The following is a 16,608-nucleotide window of genomic DNA, read 5'->3' on the forward strand; positions in this document are numbered from 1 at the left end:
CTTCATCGTGAACTCCGCCGCAACGATGCCGCAGCTGCCTTTTTCAACGGAATTGGGCGCATAGCCGACCGGCTGCTCGACAGTCAGAGCCGCTGGCACCGTAGGACGGTGACAATCTCCAATACGGGGCAAATGACGAACTGCAGACACAGCCCTCGCAAACAGGCCCACCTGCCCGCCCAATATGTCCGGCCCGCATGTTACCCTCCAATTCAAGCCGCTTCAATTGCTGAGATATGTTTCCTTCTCCACGCGCTGTCGAGGAATGACGCTCACCTCAGCCCCTGCAGTCTTAAGCGCCGCTGCAATGCCAGCTATGTACTTGTTCTTGTCGAACTTCGTACCAATCGGCGTCCAGCCGAGCCTAACGATGACGGCGTCCTGCGACGGGATGACCACCACCATTTGTTCGTTATGTCCATGCGCCGCGAAGCTATCGTCAGGCAGATCGGGGAACAGCCATTTCATCGCAGTGTCTGATTGGCCGCGGTTCAGCCAAAACTGCCCGCCATAGGGCGGTTGTGGTGTAGCCGCGACCGGGGTTCGCACAAAGTCGGCCCAGTCGCGAGACAGCACCCGCTTCCCGCCAGCCACCCCATGATCGAGGAACAACTGGCCGAACCGCGCCCAGTCGCGTGCAGTGGCGTAGGCGTACGAGCTGCCGACCGGCACTCCTACCTCGTCCGGCTCGATCAGGGCGCTATGCATGCCGGCAGGTTCGAACAGCCGCTTGCGGGCGAAGCGGGTCACGCCCTCCAGCGTCCCACCCGTCGCGCGAAAGACGATCCCGGCAAGTATGTTCGTAGTGCCCGAAGAATAACTCCACGTCGTCCCCGGCGCGTGCTCCAAAGGCCGCGACGCGGCATAAGCGCCCATGTCGCCGGCTTCGAACAGCATCCTCAGGGAATCGCTGCCGGGTTCGTAGCGTTCCTTGAACGCCAGCCCACTGGCCATGTTCAGCAACTGACGCACCGTGATCGCGGCGCGCGGATCCCCGGCGCCCTGCCATTCCGGCACCGGCGCGGGCGCGTCGAGGCTCAGCGTGCCGTCGTCGACCAGCAGACCGACGAGCGCCGCGGTGATGCTCTTCGTCGCGGACCAGCCGAGCATAGGGGTGTTGCGATCGAAGCCGGGGGCGTAACGCTCGGCCACAATCGTGCCATGCTGCACGACGACGATCGCGCGGGTGTCGGGATAGCCGCCCTTATTCTGCTCCTCGAACACGCGCAGCACCGCCGCGTCCAGAGCCGCGCGGTCTATCACCGAGCGCGGCGCAGCGCCGGACGTCAAGCGCATGCCGTCATCCCGCCGCAACTTTCCCGGGCGAAGCCGCGCGGCCTGGCGTTCCAAAACGGCGATGGGCGTGTCGCCCGTCAGCAGCGTGCAGCCGACTGCGGGACGGTAAAGGGCGGTGCGTGCCTTTGCGCCCGGTGCGGCGGCGAGGACGGTGCGGCGTTTTCGATCGACCGACAGCGTCACGGCGCGCGTGGACGGGGCCATCGCCTGGACATCGTCGCGCAGCACGTCGGCCTCAGCGCGCCCGCCGACGAAAATCCCTCCACAGGCGATCTGCGCGGCGACGGCCGTGTCGAGATCGGTGGATTGAGCGGCCGTCTGGGCTGTAGCAACACCCGTACTGGCCGCCAAACCGGCCGCAGAAAGGAAAAGGTAGGACGTAAACCCAATCATGATGACGCGCCTTTCGCAGCGGAAACGATCGGGTGAGATCGCGGGCATAGCTCCGCCTCGGCGGGAACCTGGCCTCGGGTCAGCGGCAGCACCTTTTCTGCGAGCGTCCGCGAAAGCCGGCCCGGCTCCTCGCTGAGCATCGCGTGGGCGGAATGCGGCATGTCGATCCAAATCTTGGCGGGAGCGCAGAGCGTGTCGAAATAGGCCCGCGCCAGCGTGACCGGGGTCTGCCAGTCATGACGGCCCATGATCATCACGACCGGCACCTTCATTGTCGTTCCGACCGAACCCTCCAGAGTCCAGTCACCGAGCGAGGCCACGATCTCCTCATTGCCGTTGAAGGGAAGGCCGCCGCGCCCGAGAAAGACGTCGACGAGTTCCCGGTTATCGACATCAGGCGACATGGCGAACATCGCGATGAAACGAGAGGTCCAGTCCCCCGTCCCCCTGAAATTATGCCAGGAATGACCGCTGGCGGTGATGTCGCCCTGCACGGCCTTGATCCAGGCCTGATATTCAGCGGTGTCTTCTTTCGCGTTGGGCAGCGGCCCCAGCGCTGCCAGTCTTTGGTAGCGAGCCGTGTCGCGGGTCCGGCGCGCCTCGTCCAGCGCCAGGCGACGCCCCTCCTCGAAGTTTCGCTTCCAGCCGGTCACCTGCCCGGTCGCGACATAGGCCGAGATCAGGTCGGGGCGCCTCTTCGCCACCTCCGCACCGAGTATCGTGCCCCAGGACTGCGCGAACACCACCACCTTGCGACCAAAGCGGCGGTTCAGCCGCGCGATGAGGTCGACGGTGTCGGAAACCAATTGCTCCTTCGTCATCGTGCCCTTCAGCGCGGCCCCATCGATCGCCGATCGCCCAGCGCCGCGCTGATCCCATTGCACGACGACGAAATCATCCTCCCATGGTCGCTGGAACGCATAGGACACGCTCGACAGCGCTCCGCCGGGCCCGCCATGGAGGAACAGCAGGATCGGCGCGTCACGGTCCTGCCCGCGGATCGTGATCCACTGGCGGGCATTGCCGAGCCGGATATGGCCGGCCTCGTCGATGCCGTTCGGCGAGACGATCCGCCCGATATCGCGGTTTGCCGTCGTGACCATGTTCCGGAACTGGATGAAGCCCATGCCGAAACCGGCGATAAAGATTCCCGCGACCGTGAACACGATCGCGACGACGATAGCGGCTCGCTTGAGCCGGAGCTTCCACCTGGGCATCATGCCGATCCTTCCGCTGCTGCCCGCGTCAGAACTTCAGCTTCACGCCGCCCGACATGTATCGGCCGATGACATCGTAGATCGCCGAGGTGTAGGTGACATAGGGTGGATCGCGATCGAACGCGTTCGAGACGGCGCCGTAGATCGAGAAGTTGCCGATATTATACTGGGCGTTGAAATCGACATAGGTCCGGTTGGCGATGTCGTTGTTCACGATCGGCTGGAGATGATTGTACTTGCCGCCGCCGACATAGCGCACGCGCGTGTCGAAGGAGAAATTGTCGGACTCATATCCAATGCTGGCGGTCGCTTTCCATTTCGGGGTCGTGAAACCCGCATTGTCGCCGACGTCGCCGGCACGATCATAGGTGTTCACGCCGTCGTTGATAATCAGCTTGTTCACATAGGATGCCAGCAGGCGCAGCCGCAACGATCCCGGCACGCTACTGGCGATCCGCTCGAACGGCATGCGATAGGCAAGGTCGAAATCGACGCCGTCGGTCTTGTAGGATGCCAGGTTGACCTGCGTACCGTACATTGTGGTGATCGTTCCCGTCGAATCGCGGACAATGGTCGCACAGGCGGGCTGGAAACCGGCGAAGCAGCGATTGACTGCGTCCTGAGCGGAAATTGTGCCGATCACATCGTCGATCTCGATCGAATAATAGTCGATCGAGAAGCTCAGCCCTGGCAGGAAGCGCGGCGAATAGGATCCGCCATAGCTGAGCGTGTGCGAGATTTCGGGCCTCAGGTCGGGATTGCCGCCTGTGTAGCGCGTGACCGGCACCGAGGCATTGTTGCGGAACGGATCGATGATAGTCGGGAGGGTTATCGACTGCGCCGTGAAGAGCTCGGCGATACCGGGCGAACGGATGTCGCGCGAATAGACGCCCCGCAGGCGGAGATCGTCGAAAAGGCGCACCGTGCCGCCCGCTTTCCACGACCAGATGCCACCGCTGTTGCTATAGTCGCTATAGCGCGCGGCACCGTTCAGTTCGGCGACCGCGGTCCCTTCCAGGTTCAGCAGGGGGATGACCGCGACCGCGAAGCCTTCCTTCACGTCGAACGCTCCATCGAGCGGGGTGCGGTTGTCGAGACTGAACGCTCGGGTGGGCGACATGGGATCGATGTAGGTCGTCTTGTTGGCCTGACGCCGGGCCTCCATGCCGATAGCCACCGAAACGGGGCCCGCCCAGGTGGAGAAGGGATTGCCGCGAAGCGTCACCCCGCCCGCGTCGAGCTGGGTCACCAGACGCTGCCGCGCATTGCCGAACGCATAGGCGATCGCCGCCGCCGACGCGTTGCCCGAGCCCAGAAGGTTCAGCGGGCGACAGGCGGTGGAGGGATCGGTGAGCGCAATGCGGCAGATCGCCTGTCCACCCGGGCTGATCACAGCGTCCACGGCGAGGTTGAAATTGGCGACGATGCGCTGGTTCGTGGGCGTCTCGTTATTCGTCAGGCGGCCATGATCGAAATAGGCGCTGTAGCTCCATCCGCCGCCCAGATCGCCATCCACGCCGAAGCCGATATCCAACGTGTCGCGCCGATAGGCGAAACTGAACATCTTCGATGGCCCGATATCGTCGAGCAGGCGCACCAGCGTGAAGCCGCTGGCGCCGCCGAGCGCGGACCTGAGCTGCGGCGAGAGAAAGGCATTGTCCCGCTGGATCGTCACCACCGCATTTTCAGGCAGGAAACCGAATTGCGATTCCACGCGATTGAAATTGCCGTCGATCCAGAGTTTCGCGGCCGGGCTGATCTCGAAGCTGGCGCGCGCATAACCATTATAGCGTGTATAGGGCGACGACACCGCGAAATAGTCGTTCACGCCCCGCGTGCTGCCACCCACTGCCTGTGATCCGTTGCTCGGACTGCCCACGATAATCGGGGAAAGCGTGCCATCGCTGTTGAAGACATTCCCGGCAAAGGGACCGCTGGCCACCAGGCCGCCGGGCGCCGTGACGATCAGATTGACGTCGTTCCGGAGCGAAAGCTGCCCGGTGCTGCTCGTGAACAGCGCGGAATCCAGGTTCGGACGACTGCCGTCGTTGCGGCCAAAGGCACCGCGTTCGCGGAGATAGCCGGCAGCGGCGATGAAATGGCCCCGCCCATCGGCGAAGCCTGCGCCGTAGGTCGCCGTCACATTGTACCGCGCAGCATCGCCCCGAGACGAAATGCCGGTATCGGCGCCGATCGTCAGCCCGGTGAGCTTGTCGTTGAGGATGATGTTGACGACACCGGCGACCGCGCCCGATCCCCAGTCGGCCGATGCGCCGCCGGTGACGACTTCGAGCCGCTGGACGAGTCCCATAGGAACCGATCCGAGATCGGCGCTGCCGATGAACCGGCGGCTGTTGAGCAAGGTCAACGTCCGCTCCGAACCGAGGCCGCGCAGATCGACGGCCGAGGTGCCCGAATTCGTGTTCACCGGCGTGGTGGCCGGCGTAATGGTGCCCCGGAAGGCAGGCTGGTCGTTCAGCAACAGCGCGACATTCGTGCGATCGCCCTGCCTGATCTCGGCGGCGCCCAGAACGGTGACCGGCGTCGGCGCCTGGAATCCCTTGCGATCGACGCGCGAGCCGGTGACCACGATCGGGTCGGCGGCTGCGTCCGCCGCCGCCTGGGCGTTGGCCAGCTGTAAGTTGGCCGCCTCGTTCTGCGCCGCGGACGACGGTTGGGACGGTTCGCTCGCGACCGCGGCCTGCGCATAGGCTGGACTTCTGACGGCGGCGGTGCGCCCGACCGGACGGGCGATGGCGAAGCCACCTGATGCCGTCCGTCGCAACTGCAGCCCCGAGCCGCCGAGCAACGTGCGCAGCGCGGCTTCGGCGCCCAGCCGTCCCCGCACACCCTGGCTCGTCCGGCCGCGAACTGCCGCGGGATCGAAGGCCACATCGACGCCGCTCTCTATGGCAAAGCGGCGGAGCGCATTTCCCAGATCCTGACGCTCGATCGCATAGTCGCGCATCGCGGTGGTTTGGGCGGCGGCAACAGCGCTCTGGGTGATCCCCATCACGGCGATTGCCGCGCCCAGCATGATCGACGCCTTCATGGCTTTAACGCCCATTCCCATATCCCCCCAAAGAGTTGTGGGCGGCGCTCTGTGCACCTGACCCTCCCTCCCCAGGGACGCAGCAATTCTCCGACACCCCCGCGCCGGAGCCGATTATTTTCGAAGCGGGCCGTTTTCAGTGGTCAGCACGATCGTTTCCGCATCCTCGTTCGCGACCTTCACCGCCAATGCGGCCGTGACGCCCTCGACGAACGCTTCCGGCCGCTTCGTGTGGAAGACGCCGCTGATCCGGAGGTCGGTCATGAACGGTTCGGCGAGCACGATGCGGCGTCCGCCATAACGGTTCATGTCCTCCACCGCCTCGCCCAGCCGCGCCTCGTCCAGGATCATCTGGCCATAACGCCACGCCTGCGAGCGCGGAATGTCCACCGCATCGACCGTCGGCAGCGCCGCCGGCCGCAATCGCGCCTGTTGCCCGGCCTTCATCAGTGTCAGTGGCCGATCAGTGCCCGATACGGGCGCAACGAAGCCGGCCCGTAGGGACAGATCGTTCGGCGCCGTACCGCGATAGAGGGCGACCACGCCCTCCTCCAGCACCACCCGGACCTGACGCCGATCGAGCTGCACATCGAAAGCTGTGCCAATCGCGCGGACCTCGTCTTCGCCCGCGAAGACCCGGAAGGGTCGCGCCGCGTCCTTGGCGACGTCGAAATAGGCCTGTCCTTCTTCGAGGAAGATGTGTCGTTCCCGTCCGGTGAATGAGACGCGCAGACGAGAGCCGGTATTGAGCATGACCGAGGAACCGTCCGCCAGGATGATCCGGCGCTGTTCGCCCAGCGCGGTCTCGTAGCGCTCCCCGCGGAAAAACGGCAGCGCAATCGCGCCGACCGCGGCGGCAGCAGCAGCCGCGGATCCGCCAAGGATAACCCTGCGGCGACTGATGCGTAGTCGCGACACCGTCGCGGCGGGCCGGTTCATGCCCAGTATGGCGCGCGCCTCCTCATCGTCGCCCAGTTCGGCCATGCCGTCCCACAACAGCCGGTGCTCAGCATAGGCGTGCGCATTTGCCGGATCGTCGGCCAGCCATTGCTCCAGCGCGTCGTTGTCGGCGCGCGTCCGCTGGTCGGACGCACCGCGCACCACCCAGGCAGCGGCCTCTTCTCCATGAGCGACCTCGCTCGCCGGGCCGATATCGGTCGACTTGGTCATCGGCCGAACCGAACTCTCAGATGTGCAAGCGCTTTGGTCATATGTTTCTCGATTGAACTGACGGTGATGCCGTAGCGTGCCGCCAATTGCGTGTTAGTCAGCCGGTCTAGCCGGCTGAGCAGGAATATCTCGCGCGTGCGTTCGGGCAGTTCGTCGAGGACCGCAGCCAGCCGGGTCAGCGCTTCCTTCCCCTCGAATATCCGCGCCGCCGATGGCGCGTCACTGCGAATGTCGATCCCTTCGATCGAGTCATGCTGATCCCGACAACGCACGCGATCGCGACGAGATCGATCGATCATGACGCTGGATGCCGTCGTGAACAGATATGCCTCCGGTGTGTCCACGCCTTGCAGCCGGCCATTGGCCAGCCGCGCGAACACTTCATGCGCCATGTCCTCCACGCTGTCGGCGGGAACGCCGCGCCTGGAGAACCAGCGGATCAGCGGCTCGCGATAGCGCGTGGCAAGCGCTGCGATGCCGCCATCACCCCGCTCGCCATTCGCCCGCGCGGCATCGTTCAATTCGTCACCCCGGCGCCTTGACCTTTATCTTGCGCGACAGTCGCGCGCGCTTCGCACTTTCCTAGACGCAGCCCTATGGAGATACCCCACCAAGAAGATCAAAATTTCAATGGGCTACACGGCTCGACGGCTGGCATGGGGACGCATTTAGGGCAAAATTGAAGGAATGGCAGCTTTCAGGGTCGCTCGACAGCTGCACGAGGGTCCGGAATTGCGGCGCATTCCAGACCGGCAGCTTCATCAAACCGGCCAGACTGCTCCTGGGCCGTTTGCGAACTGGCAGCTTTTCGGGCGTGTTCCTAACAAAGCCGCCATTCGATCGCCGACCCTCCCCGGGGTAAGCCAGATGCCCGCTCTCGGTACGCGGAGTTGCCTTTGGCTGATGCTTTCAAAATCCCACATCGCTAAGCCGCCAACTTGCCGAAAATATGAGGAGATTCACATATGCGCGCGACCGGAAGTCCGAATTTTCGGGATGCTGCCCAATATCCTAGGTAATCGGCCAATAGCGGCCTAGGCTGTCTTCGGTTGTCTTCCTGGCGCCGCCACCGAGCGGAGTACCGGCCATGCTCATCACAATTTTCGTTCCCGACAACGTTCATTTGCTAGAGATTGCCGGTATCCGCGACGCGCTTTTCGAAGCGAACTGCAAGATGGCATCCGGCGATACCTATCGCGTCCGCCTGGTGACCGATCAGGGGGTCGCCACGGAGAGCGCCTCGGGCGTTAAATATGTGCCAGACGCGGGCATCCGGGATGCAACTCAGCCCTGCGACACCTTGATCGTCGTCGGCCCCTATGGCGTACCGGCTCGCCCGAGCGACAGGGTAACGCAGTGGCTACGCGAGCAGGCCCTCAATTCGCGGCGCTACGGATCGACCTGCACGGGCGCTTTCTTGTTGGCGCATGCAGGGCTGCTGGACGGGCGCCGCGTCACGACCCATTGGGAATATGCCGACCGTCTCGCCGCCGAATTTCCGGATATCCGGGTCGAGCCCAACCGCATTTTCGTTCGCGACGGGTCAGTGTTCTGCTCCGCCGGGGTGACCGCCGCAATCGACTTGGCCTTTGCACTGATCGAAGAAGATCATGGCCGCGCGCTCGCCCTGTGGGTGGCGCGCCGCCTCGTCGTCTTTCTGAAGCGACCGGGCGGCCAGTCGCAGTTCAGCGCGGCCTTGACCGCGCAAACCGCGGCCACCGGCCCGATCGACAGGATCAGACTGCACATCCTTGAAAATCCCCGCGCGGACCTGGCACTCGAGGCGCTTGCCGAAGTGGCAGGGGTGAGCCCGCGCCATCTCTCGCGGCTGTTTCGCGCCGAGTTGGGCATGAACCCGGCCGTTTATGTTGAACTGACGCGGATCGACATTGCACGGCGCCTGCTGGAAGATAGCGCCGCGCCGATCAAGGCAATTGCCTATGCTGCCGGCTTCGGTTCGACAACCACGCTCAGGCGGGCATTCCTGCGCAGAATCGGCGTCGCTCCACTGCAATATCGTTTGCGATTCCAGAGCGCGGGGTCTGGTAAGGCGAGCGAAGACGAAAGTGTCGCCGATTTGTCCTGATATGCCGCTCCGCCGGCGTTGAAGCGTCGGCGTGGGGACCGCATTGTCAGGACCGGAGGCCATGACATGCGAATTGATCCCGCCGGGCGTAGAGCAGCGAATATTGGACTTCGAATGCGTGGCGCCTTGGTCGGCAGCGGGGAAGCGCCGCAACATGTCGCGTGACGCAAAGGAAAGCTGCGGCCAGGCACGGAGTATATCGGGCTTCAAAGCTGTGCGATGGCCCCGGCTGACACGGCGGCCGGACGAAATCGCGGCACCCATCGCGGCCTCCCTGCTGGCGCTCGACTATATCTGCGATGCAGTGGTGGTCGCCGACATGCGCCTGCGAGGACACCCCATTGTCCATGTAAATCCGGCATTCGAGGCGGTCACCGGCTATACCGCCGCTGAGGCGATCGGTAAGAATTGCCGATATCTCCAAGGCAGCGATCGGCTGCAGCCCGAAATCGCCGAAGTCCGGGCTGCCTTGGCCGAAGGTCGCGAATGTTCGGTGTCGCTTCGCAACTATCGGCGTGACGGAACGATGTTTCGCAATGCGCTGCGGCTGATACCCTATCGCGAAGGCGGCGGGCAGGTGACGCATTTCGTCGGCATGATCCGAGATGTCACCCATGCGCCGGGCATCGATCGCCTGACCGGCTTGCTCGATCGCTACGGCCTCCTCGACCAACTGGCGGCGATCGACGCCCCGGCGACCTCCGCCGTGCTGCTGATCAAGCTCGACATCCTGCGTTTTCATGATGTCAACAACGGGTTCGGCTATGATGTCGGCGACGGCCTGCTGCGGTCGGTTGCCGCGCGTCTCGCGACGTTACCGGCCGCCGCCGTATCTCGCACGGGCACGAACAGCTTCGCGCTTGCGTTTGAACTCGACGATGCCGGCCGCGCCGCTATCATCGTAGACGATGCCTTGGAGCTGTTGCGGCCTCGCTTTGTGCTGCCTGGTACGTCGCTTACGGCCCATTTCGCCGCTGGCTATGCCGTCGGTGTCATCGGCGCGGACCAGCTCCAGCTCGTTCGGCAAGCCGGCGCCGCATTGCAACGATCGAAGGCGATGCCGGCCCATGCGCCGCATCCCTATGCCGCAGCGGACGAACGCGACGCGCGCAATCGTATCCGGCTGGCGAGCGACCTCCAGGCAGCCGTTCCGAATCAGGAGCTACTTTTTCACTATCAGCCCCAGGTCGATCTCGGCTCGGGCGACATGGTTGGCGCCGAGGCCCTGCTGCGATGGAACCACGGGGCGTTCGGTCTCCAGCTGCCCGGCCGCTTCATCGGCGTTGCCGAAGAAACCGGCGCAATCCTGGACATCGGAGCCTGGGGCCTCCGCACGCTCGCGGCGCATGCGGCGCAGGTTAACCGGGCCCGCCGCGCGCCGATCCGCTTTTCGTTCAACGTGTCGGTCATCGAATTCACCCGGCGCGACATGGTGGCCTTTGTCGAACAGGTGCTGGACGAGACTGGCTGCCTGGCCGAATGGCTGACACTGGAACTGACCGAGAATCTGATGGTCCCCGAACCGGAGGAGATTCGCCGCGCATTCGGGACCCTGCGGCGCCTTGGCGTCGGGATCTCGATCGACGACTTCGGCACCGGCTATTCCAATCTGCGGTACCTGGAGAGCTTTCCGCTCAGCGAGATCAAGGTCGATCGCAGTTTCGTGCACGACGCCGCGCATAGCGCGGCCAAGCGGGTCATCGTCGAGAGCATCGTCAAACTCGGCGCGGCGCTGGACATTCGCGTCGTTGCCGAAGGGATCGAGACCGAGGGCGAACGCGCCATCATGCGGGCGCTCGGATGTTCGGTGGGCCAAGGCTATCTTTTTGCACCGCCGATGGACGCGCGCGCGTTCCAGAGGTTGTTGGACGAAGGGCTGATCTTGCACGAGGCGTGGGACGTACGACGCCTTCTGACGGTGCTCGACGGCGCTGGCGCTTAGGTCGGGCGGATAAACCGTCAGGATTCCTGCGACATAGCGTAATTGATGTAGTGCCTCAACTCACGACTTGATCGAACGTCCGCTCTCAGGTGCGTCGCAATTCGCTCTGGACGGCCGGGAATGGGGCGCAAAACAGACGTGACAATGGCGCGCCTACGATGCTGCCTCAACTGGACCGCAAGACAAAGCGACTCAGATGTTCGCATTGGCCTGGCGGAGGATGGCACGCACAACACTCGCCGGAACAGCGAAACCGATCCCTATGTTGCCTTCGCCGCCAGGCGCCAATATCGCGGTGTTGATCCCGATCACCTCGCCGCGCATGTTGATCAGTGGCCCGCCCGAATTGCCAGGATTGATCGGTGCATCGGTCTGGATGAGGCCCATGCCGCTCTGGGGGTTTAACCCGCGTCCGAGCGCGCTGACGATGCCTGCGGTAACTGTCTGACCCAGCCCAAATGGATTCCCGATCGCGACGACATAGTCGCCTACCTCCGCGCTGTCGGTCTTGGCAAGCGGGACAGCCTTGAGTCGTTCCGGCGGAATGCGCAGCACGGCCAGATCGGCGCCGGGGCTTACCCCAACAACTTCCGCCTTGAACTGGCGCTTGTCCTGCAACATCACAATGATCGCCGAGCCCTCGCCGATCACATGGTTGTTCGTCAGGACCAGGCCCTGCGCGGCATCGATGATCACACCCGAGCCGGCCGAAAGGCGAGGCTGAACCGCGGTATCGGGCACACCCATGAAGCGACGGAAATAGGGATCGCGAAGTAGAGGATTCTGCGCATATGGAGATGCGTGGGCGACCGCGATGTTGACCACGGCCGGTGAGACGCGGCGAACGAGCGGCGCGACGCTAAGCTGGTTAAGTGGCACCGGCTCGCCGGAGGCCGCGAGAGCGACACCATTTTGCGGCGCCTCGCCCCCGCCAAATCTTTCGCAAGCGGGTATCAGCGCGGTAGCGCCGATCAACGCTGCCAATGCCAATACTGGGTTCCTCATCGCTCGCTCTCGTCCGTTCGCCGTATCAAATGCGCTCAATCCAATCCGCGCTGCAATACACGCGCCAACCGCGCCGAGAAAGCACGCGGATCGGCCGGCAACTCTCCATCCGCGATCCTCGCCTCGTCGAACAACAGACGCGCGACATCCTCTCGAACCGCGGCCCCATCGCCGTCACCCTCGCGCAATTGCACGATCAGCGGATGCCGCGGATTGATTTCAAGAACCGGCTTCGAGATCGTGCCGATCTGTCCCGCGCTTGCCAGCAGCTTTTCAAGCTGCCGGTCCATCGCATTGTCGGAGGCGACCAGGCACACGGCACTCTCGGTCAGCCGCTGGGATGCGCGCACGTCGGAGACCGCATCGCCGAGCACTGTCTTCAGATAGGCGATGATGTCCACCAAAGCGTCGGCTTCGGGCGGCGGCGTCGTCTCACCCTCTGGCAATGGTATCAGCTGCAGATCGGCCTGCCCCTGCATGACCGATCGAAAAGGCTTGCCTTCGTAATCGATACCGGACCCGGCCCAGAAATTGTCGATCTGGTCGGTCAGCAACAGAACTTCGATGCCCCGCGCACGGAACCCTTCCAGCTGCGGCGAGGACGCCAGCCGGTCGAGATCGGGGCCCGTCGCATAATAGATTGCCGTCTGATTTTCCTTCAGACCGACCACATAATCCTTAAGTGAACGCCAGTCACCCGAGCTGGCCGAGCTGCGAAAACGGGCGAGAGAAAGCAGTGTCTCGCGTCGGGCCGGATCTTCATACAGCCCTTCCTTCAGCACCGCCCCGAAATTGTCCCAGATTTTCAGATAGGTCTCGTGATCGCTCGTCGAGAGCTTGTCGAGTTCGCCGAGGACGCGGCTCGCCACGCCCTTCTGGATCGCCGCCAGCGCCGGGCTGTCCTGTATCATCTCCCGCGACACGTTGAGCGGAAGGTCGCTCGAATCCACCAGGCCGCGCACGAAACGCAGATAGCGTGGCAAGATCTGCGTTTCGTCGGTGATGAAGACGCGACGGACGTAGAGCTTCATTCGGCCGGCTCGATCGGGATCGAAGAGGTCGAACGGCTTCATAGCCGGAACGAAGGCGAGGACATTATATTCGTGGAGGCCTTCGGCGCGATAATGAAGGGTCAATGCAGGTTCGTCGAACTGTCCTGCGACGCTACGATAGAAATCCCGATAATCGTCCTGGCCGATGTCGGACTTTGGCCGCGTCCAGAGCGCAGCGCCGTCAGTGATTTGCTGCGGCTCAGCCTCTGGCGTCTCCTTGAGAAGGATCGGCACCGGTACATGGCCGGACTGCGCCTTGATCATGCGCTCGATGGCTGAACGGTCGGTGTAGGCAGCGGCATCCTCTTTCAGGTGCAGTCGGACGCGGGTGCCGCGGGCCGGCGCGTCGGCGAGATCGGCGGGCCCGACCGAATAGGTGCCGAGACCGTCGGACGACCAGATCGCCGCGCTACCAGCGCCTGCGCGGCGCGAAGCAACCTCAACCCGGTCGGCGACGATGAACGCCGAATAAAAACCAACGCCGAACTGGCCAATCAGCTGATTGCCCTGTGCATCCTTGCTGCCGGCAACGCGATCCATGAACGCCTTGGTGCCGGAGCGTGCAATCGTGCCCAGCGCCTCGCTCAACTCCGCTTCGGCCATGCCGATGCCGTTATCCTCGACCGTTAGCATCTTTTGTTCTTGATCGAGGGTGACAGTGATGCGGGGCTGGGGATCGTCACCAAGCAGATCGGGATCGCTCAAACCCTCATAGCGCAGCTTTTCCGCAGCATCGGCAGCATTGGAAATGAGTTCGCGCAGAAAGATGTCTTTGTCCGAATAAACCGAGTGCACCATCAGGTGCAGCAGTTTCGCGACATCGGCTTCAAACGGACGGGTGCCGGGCGTGGCGGTGAATGCGTCGGTGGCAGTCGTTGTCATGGTGCTCCCGATGATCTCCCCTGTTCTGTCGGCACCCAGATGGACACCGGAGCAATGGTTTCAAGATGATGATCAATAGCAATGCGGCGAAGCCCGAGCAGCTTCGCCGCCAGATGTCATGCAGCCTCGCTGCCGGTCAGGCCGCCAGCGGCAGCCATTTCATCCTTGATGGCCAGCTTCAGCTTCTTGAGCCGCGCAATCAGGACTTCATCCGGGCAGCGCGCCTTGGTTATACGGGCAATCTCATCGTCGAGGCGGGCATGCTCGCGCTTCAGATAACTCAAATGTTTGGACATGCTTGTCTCCGTACCAGTAGAGAATGAGCGCATCCGGCAGATGTAGTGCGCAGACAGCATTGCGCGGACATAGATAGCACGTCGTGGTGGAAACCATCGCGGTCACTCCGCATGGCGTCGCGCCGCGCGCTACTGCCCGTGCGTCGCTCACCGCCTTTTGCTGCTCTCGTGGAAAGGATGGGAGGCCCAGCGCACCGGGCCTCCCGCCAATCAATAATCCATCGGCATCGGCGCGGACTTCTCCTCCTTCGGCAGCTCGGCGACGAGTGCCTCTGTCGTTATCAGCAGCGAAGCGACCGAAGCAGCGTCTTGGAGCGCTGTGCGCACGACCTTTGCCGGATCGATCACGCCCGCCTGGACAAGATCCTGATACTCGGCGGTCGCGGCATTGAAGCCCCAATTATAGTCGGAGCTCTCGAGCAGCTTGCCCACGATATAGGCGCCGTCCTCACCGGCATTTTCGGCGATCTGCCGCGCGGGCGCACGAAGCGCCCGGCGGATAATGTCGATGCCGGACTGCTGGTCGTCATTGGCGGCCTTCAAACCGTCCAGCGCCTTGATCGCGCGAAGCAGCGCGATACCGCCACCCGGCAGGATGCCTTCCTCGACCGCGGCGCGGGTCGCATGGAGCGCGTCGTCGACACGGTCCTTCTTCTCCTTGACCTCGACCTCAGTCGCGCCGCCGACCCGGATCACCGCCACACCGCCGGCGAGTTTGGCCACGCGCTCCTGCAGCTTCTCTCGGTCATAGTCGGACGTGGTGGTCTCGATTTGCTGGCGCAGCTGCGCAACGCGGCCGTCGATATCGGCCTTCCGGCCCACGCCGTCGATGATGGTGGTGTTGTCCTTGTCGATCGTTATCTTCTTCGCCCGGCCGAGCATATCGACCGTGACAGTCTCGAGCTTGATGCCGAGGTCCTCGGAGACGACATTACCGCCCGTCAGGATCGCAATGTCCTCGAGCATCGCCTTGCGGCGATCGCCGAAGCCCGGTGCCTTGACCGCGGCGATCTTGAGTCCACCACGCAGCTTGTTGACCACGAGCGTCGCGAGCGCCTCGCCCTCGACATCCTCGGCGATGATGAGCAGCGGTCGGCCTGACTGGACGACCTTTTCGAGCAGAGGCACGAGCGCCTGCAGGTTCGAGAGCTTCTTTTCGTGGATCAGGATGTACGGGTCATCCAGCTCCACCTTGAGCTTCTCTGCATTGGTGATGAAATAGGGCGAGAGATAGCCGCGGTCGAACTGCATGCCCTCGACTGTCTCGAGCTCGGTCTCGAGGCTCTTGGCCTCCTCGACCGTGATCACGCCCTCATTGCCGACCTTTTCCATCGCCTCGGCGAGGATCCGCCCGACCTCCTCGTCGCCATTGGCGGAGATGGTCGCGACCTGCGCGATCTCGCTGTTGGCGCCGACCTTCCTGGCGTGACTTTCGAGATCCTTGACCACGGTGCTCACAGCCAGGTCGATGCCGCGCTTGACGTCCATCGGGTTCATGCCGGCGGCCACGGCCTTCGAACCTTCCCGCACGATGGCCTGGGCGAGAACGGTCGCGGTGGTGGTGCCGTCACCGGCCTTGTCGTTCTGCTTGTTGGCGACCTCGCGCAGCATCTGCGCGCCCATATTCTCGAATTTATCCGCGAGTTCGATTTCCTTGGCGACCGTCACGCCGTCCTTGGTGATGCGGGGAGCGCCGAAGCTCTTCTCAATGACCACGTTGCGGCCTTTGGGGCCCAGGGTCACTTTCACCGCATTGGCTAGCGTATCCACGCCGCGCAGTATGCGGTCGCGCGCGTCCGACGCGAACTTCACTTCCTTGGCAGCCATCGCTGCTACTCCTTTCTATGTCCTTCCTGATGGTTAGAGGGATGACAGATGGGATCAGGCCGCCTGCTTCAGCGGCACGACGTTGTCGATCACGCCAAGGATGTCGCTCTCCTTCATGATGAGCAGATCCTCGCCGTCGATCTTGACCTCGGTGCCTGACCATTTGCCAAACAGGATCCGGTCGCCGGCGTTGACGGACAGCTCGACAAGCTGGCCGCTATCGTCGCGGACACCGGGGCCGACGGCGACGACTTCGCCTTCCTGCGGCTTTTCCCTGGCAGTATCGGGTATGATGATGCCGCCCGAGGTCTTCTCCTCGGCGTCGATGCGGCGGACGACCACACGGTCGTGCAAGGGGCGGAAATGCATGCATAACCTCCAGATGCAAAA

The 16,608-nt window shown here is 63.4% G+C and carries 12 protein-coding genes; 2 read left to right on the forward strand and 10 right to left on the reverse strand.

Going from position 1 to position 16,608, the window contains the following annotated elements:
• Positions 1-222: 222 nt before the first annotated feature.
• From ACODTA_RS28155 to ACODTA_RS28175, 5 genes are all read right to left on the reverse strand, one after another.
• Positions 223-1,689 carry a serine hydrolase domain-containing protein gene (locus ACODTA_RS28155; protein ID WP_489070768.1) on the reverse strand — a complete coding sequence of 489 codons (1,467 nt, stop codon included), beginning with the start codon at positions 1,687-1,689 and terminating at the stop codon, positions 223-225.
• Positions 1,686-2,906, reverse strand: coding sequence for an alpha/beta hydrolase (locus tag ACODTA_RS28160; RefSeq protein WP_489070770.1), 1,221 nt, complete (start codon positions 2,904-2,906; stop codon positions 1,686-1,688). The genes ACODTA_RS28155 and ACODTA_RS28160 overlap by 4 nt, the downstream gene beginning before the upstream one ends.
• 28 nt (positions 2,907-2,934) lie before the next feature.
• Positions 2,935-5,973, reverse strand: a complete 3,039-nt coding sequence (locus ACODTA_RS28165) for a TonB-dependent receptor (RefSeq protein ID WP_489070772.1) — start codon at positions 5,971-5,973, stop codon at positions 2,935-2,937.
• 99 nt (positions 5,974-6,072) lie between these two features.
• Positions 6,073-7,128, reverse strand: a complete 1,056-nt coding sequence (locus ACODTA_RS28170; RefSeq protein ID WP_489070774.1) for a FecR family protein — start codon at positions 7,126-7,128, stop codon at positions 6,073-6,075.
• Entirely contained in the window at positions 7,125-7,649 is a 525-nt protein-coding gene (locus tag ACODTA_RS28175; RefSeq protein ID WP_489070776.1) for an RNA polymerase sigma factor, read from the reverse strand. The genes ACODTA_RS28170 and ACODTA_RS28175 overlap by 4 nt, the downstream gene beginning before the upstream one ends.
• A gap of 566 nt (positions 7,650-8,215) precedes the next feature.
• On the opposite strand from ACODTA_RS28175, the gene ACODTA_RS28180 reads away from it, so the two are divergent.
• Together ACODTA_RS28180 and ACODTA_RS28185 are read left to right on the forward strand one after the other, a co-directional pair.
• A complete protein-coding gene (locus ACODTA_RS28180; RefSeq protein WP_489070778.1) occupies positions 8,216-9,214 on the forward strand; it encodes a GlxA family transcriptional regulator in 999 nt (332 codons plus the stop codon).
• A 73-nt stretch (positions 9,215-9,287) separates the two neighbouring features.
• Entirely contained in the window at positions 9,288-11,156 is a 1,869-nt protein-coding gene (locus tag ACODTA_RS28185; protein WP_489070779.1) for a putative bifunctional diguanylate cyclase/phosphodiesterase, read from the forward strand.
• A gap of 192 nt (positions 11,157-11,348) precedes the next feature.
• On the opposite strand, the gene ACODTA_RS28190 is transcribed toward ACODTA_RS28185, so the two are convergent.
• From ACODTA_RS28190 to groES, 5 genes are all read right to left on the reverse strand, one after another.
• Entirely contained in the window at positions 11,349-11,852 is a 504-nt protein-coding gene (locus tag ACODTA_RS28190; protein WP_489070781.1) for a S1C family serine protease, read from the reverse strand.
• Between the two features lie 344 nt (positions 11,853-12,196).
• Positions 12,197-14,095 (reverse strand): molecular chaperone HtpG, encoded by a 1,899-nt coding sequence (gene htpG / locus ACODTA_RS28195; protein WP_489070783.1) that lies wholly within the window; start codon positions 14,093-14,095, stop codon positions 12,197-12,199.
• Positions 14,096-14,211: 116 nt separating this feature from the next.
• Positions 14,212-14,391, reverse strand: coding sequence for a YdcH family protein (locus ACODTA_RS28200; protein ID WP_489070785.1), 180 nt, complete (start codon positions 14,389-14,391; stop codon positions 14,212-14,214).
• A gap of 210 nt (positions 14,392-14,601) precedes the next feature.
• On the reverse strand, positions 14,602-16,218 hold the full coding sequence (gene groL / locus ACODTA_RS28205) for a chaperonin GroEL (protein ID WP_489070787.1): 1,617 nt from the start codon (positions 16,216-16,218) through the stop codon (positions 14,602-14,604).
• A 54-nt stretch (positions 16,219-16,272) separates the two neighbouring features.
• Positions 16,273-16,587, reverse strand: a complete 315-nt coding sequence (gene groES / locus ACODTA_RS28210; RefSeq protein ID WP_489070789.1) for a co-chaperone GroES — start codon at positions 16,585-16,587, stop codon at positions 16,273-16,275.
• Positions 16,588-16,608 lie beyond the last annotated feature (21 nt).

This window comes from Sphingomonas sp. FG14 (assembly GCF_057809675.1).

Bases quoted from the DNA above. Each gene is read 5' to 3' on its own strand.
- ACODTA_RS28155 (WP_489070768.1), bottom strand. From the start codon at position 1,689: ATGATTGGGTTTACGTCCTACCTTTTCCTTTCTGCGGCCGGTTTGGCG.
- ACODTA_RS28160 (WP_489070770.1), bottom strand. From the start codon at position 2,906: ATGCCCAGGTGGAAGCTCCGGCTCAAGCGAGCCGCTATCGTCGTCGCG.
- ACODTA_RS28165 (WP_489070772.1), bottom strand. From the start codon at position 5,973: ATGGGCGTTAAAGCCATGAAGGCGTCGATCATGCTGGGCGCGGCAATC.
- ACODTA_RS28170 (WP_489070774.1), bottom strand. From the start codon at position 7,128: ATGACCAAGTCGACCGATATCGGCCCGGCGAGCGAGGTCGCTCATGGA.
- ACODTA_RS28180 (WP_489070778.1), top strand. From the start codon at position 8,216: ATGCTCATCACAATTTTCGTTCCCGACAACGTTCATTTGCTAGAGATT.
- htpG (WP_489070783.1), bottom strand. From the start codon at position 14,095: ATGACAACGACTGCCACCGACGCATTCACCGCCACGCCCGGCACCCGT.
- ACODTA_RS28200 (WP_489070785.1), bottom strand. From the start codon at position 14,391: ATGTCCAAACATTTGAGTTATCTGAAGCGCGAGCATGCCCGCCTCGAC.
- groL (WP_489070787.1), bottom strand. From the start codon at position 16,218: ATGGCTGCCAAGGAAGTGAAGTTCGCGTCGGACGCGCGCGACCGCATA.
- groES (WP_489070789.1), bottom strand. From the start codon at position 16,587: ATGCATTTCCGCCCCTTGCACGACCGTGTGGTCGTCCGCCGCATCGAC.